This is a genomic window from Microcystis sp. LE19-195.1E (genome assembly GCF_027532095.1).
Classification (GTDB): Bacteria; Cyanobacteriota; Cyanobacteriia; order Cyanobacteriales; family Microcystaceae; genus Microcystis; species Microcystis aeruginosa.
Genome location: NZ_JAPZSZ010000290.1, coordinates 1 through 2479, shown reverse-complemented (window position 1 = coordinate 2479; position 2479 = coordinate 1). Strand labels below are relative to the sequence as shown.

Here is a 2479-nt window from a genome sequence, read left to right as displayed (position 1 = left end):
ATCGAGAATTTGAAAATAAAGAAGAACTGGAAAAAGTAGTCAATCAGCTTTTAAATGAAGGGGGATTGATTATTAAATGGAGTAGAAAACTTAAAAATAAGGGTAATGCTGTCAATGTAACTTAAATGCGTAAAAGCTTATACGCGGGGCAAATTTTAGTCGGGCGAATTTGACGGGGGTGAAGTTTACCTGGGCGAAGGCGGGATTGCAGAAGCGGTGGCTGGTGATTTTGTTGGGGTTGGCTTTGGTGTTAACTGTGGTTTCGAGTTTTTTTTCCGCCTTCGTCGGTTATATGGTGAGCTTAATTTTTGCTCCAACCAATCGAGAAACTCAATTGATTGGTTGGTCTAGCTTAATCTTTCTCATCTCCACTTTCCACATCGCTTGGCGCAAAAATATTTTGACCGTAGCAGGAGCCTTCGCCGGAGCAGGAGCCTTCGCCTCAGTCGGAGTCTTCGTCGGAGTCAAAGTCGGAATTGTAGCCGTAGGCTTAGCCGGAGTCGGAGTCTTCGTCGGAGTTTTAACCGTAGCCTTTGCCCTAGCCATAGCCGAAGCCGCAACCGAAGCCTTCTCCGTAGTCGTAGCCATAGCCATAGCCTTCTCCGTAGCCCCAGTCATAGCCTTCGGCGTAGCCCCAGCCCCAATAGCCCCAGTCATAGCCTTCGGCGTAGCCTTGACGCTATTTTACTGTTGGCTCGGTTGGTTGACCCTTAAACAAGAACACCGCGATCCTTGGTTGCGTAAAATTGTGATAGCCTTTGCTGCTATTGGTGGCACATCCTTTTTTCAAGCCAATTTAACCGCAACAGATTTTACAGGAGCCACCTTAAAAAGTACCAATTTTAATCAGGCAATCTTGAATAAAACAATTTTTAAACAAGCAATTAAATTGGAATTAGCCCGCCCCGGCAATACCTTATTAGCCAATCCCCAAATTAGAGAATTTCTGATTGATTCCCGCACCGGAAGCGGAAAAGACTTTGCCCAAGCCAATTTACGGGGGGCATATCTGGAGGGGGCAAACCTGCAAGCTGCCAACTTGCGCCTAGCGAATATCAGTGAAGCCAGCTTGCAATACGCCAACCTTGCGGGGGCAAACCTCACCGAAGTCAACGCCGTCAATGCCGATTTGCGCCATGCTACTCTGACGGGTGCTTGCGTGGAAAATTGGAATATTGATGCCACCACCCAACTGGATGAGGTGGACTGCCAGTACATTTATCTGCTTAATGGGCAGAAAGAGCGCCGCCCCAGCAGTGGCGAATTTCAACCGGGCGAATTTACTAAATTATTTGCCGAAATGTTCGACACCGTTGACCTCATTTTCCGCAATGGGGTAGATTGGAAAGCTTTCATTGCCGCCTTAAAAGAAGTGCAAGTGCAGAACGAAGACACGCCGCTTCAGGTACAGAGCATTGCCAATAAAGGAGATGGCGTGATAGTGGTAAAAGTCCATGTACCGTCCGACACTGATAAAGAGAAAATTCATCAAGAATTTAACCAAAATTATCAACTACAACTCGCAGCCATCGAAGCCCAATATAAGGCACAACTCACCGCCAAAGAGACGGAAATTGCCATCTATCGCCAACAAAGTGTTGATATGATGGAAATTACCAAAACCCTCGCCAACCGTCCCATCCATGTAGAAGCAAAAGCCATGAGCCACAGTAACGACAGTTCCCCAAATATTACCATCCGCGATATTAATAATTCCGCCGTCAATTTCGGCGAAATTATCGGCGATGTAACTAATACCATTAACCAAATTGCAGCCGATGCTTCCCCAGAAAATGCCCAACTTAAAGCCTTACTGCAAGAACTAACCCAGGCGATTGAAATTGACAGCCATTTAGATGAAGAGGAAAAAGCCGAAGCCGCCAACCAAGTGAAAAAGATTGCCCAAGCTAGTCAAAATCCTGATGATGCCGGACTGCAAAAGAAAGCCCAACGAGCGGTTAATTTTCTCGAAACAATTGCTAAAGCTTTGGAACCTGCCAGCAAACTTGCCCAAGCCTGTCAAAAAGCCTTACCGATAATTTTGAAAACATTAGGCTTCTGATAGGTTTGTAGTTGCGCTTTAGCGCAGTTCTAGTTAGGGCTATAGCATCGACTTGTCGCACTTTTTTTTAGTCCAAACTTGCGCCATTTCTAACCTATTAGTAACCCCAATAAACTTGTCTCCTTCCCCATCTAAACTATAATTAGCCGCATAGGTAGGGCTTGCTGAATAATGGTAAAACCCTTTTAAAATAAGGCTTTTGACCTGTTAAAGTCCGATGTTAGTGCAAGAAAATAGGATTGGGACTTTCAAAAACCTTGCATTATCCTTCTTGTAGTACATCGCTTGGTACAAAAAACAAGGGCAACAAAGCCTGAAACGACTGGCTACTGACTCCTGACTCCTGACTCCTACCCCCAGGAAAAACTTTTTCAGCAGACCCTAGGTATTAGCAGTAGGACACAACATTGACACTCC

At 45.4% G+C, this 2479-nt stretch carries 2 pseudogenes; both read left to right on the top strand.

The features are described 5' to 3' along the window. A pseudogene (locus O9300_RS16190) lies at window positions 1-125 on the top strand (IS630 family transposase); the annotation flags it as partial. 14 nt (window positions 126-139) lie between these two features. Next, window positions 140-2062 (top strand): annotated as a pseudogene (locus tag O9300_RS16185) (pentapeptide repeat-containing protein); the annotation flags it as partial. Window positions 2063-2479 lie beyond the last annotated feature (417 nt).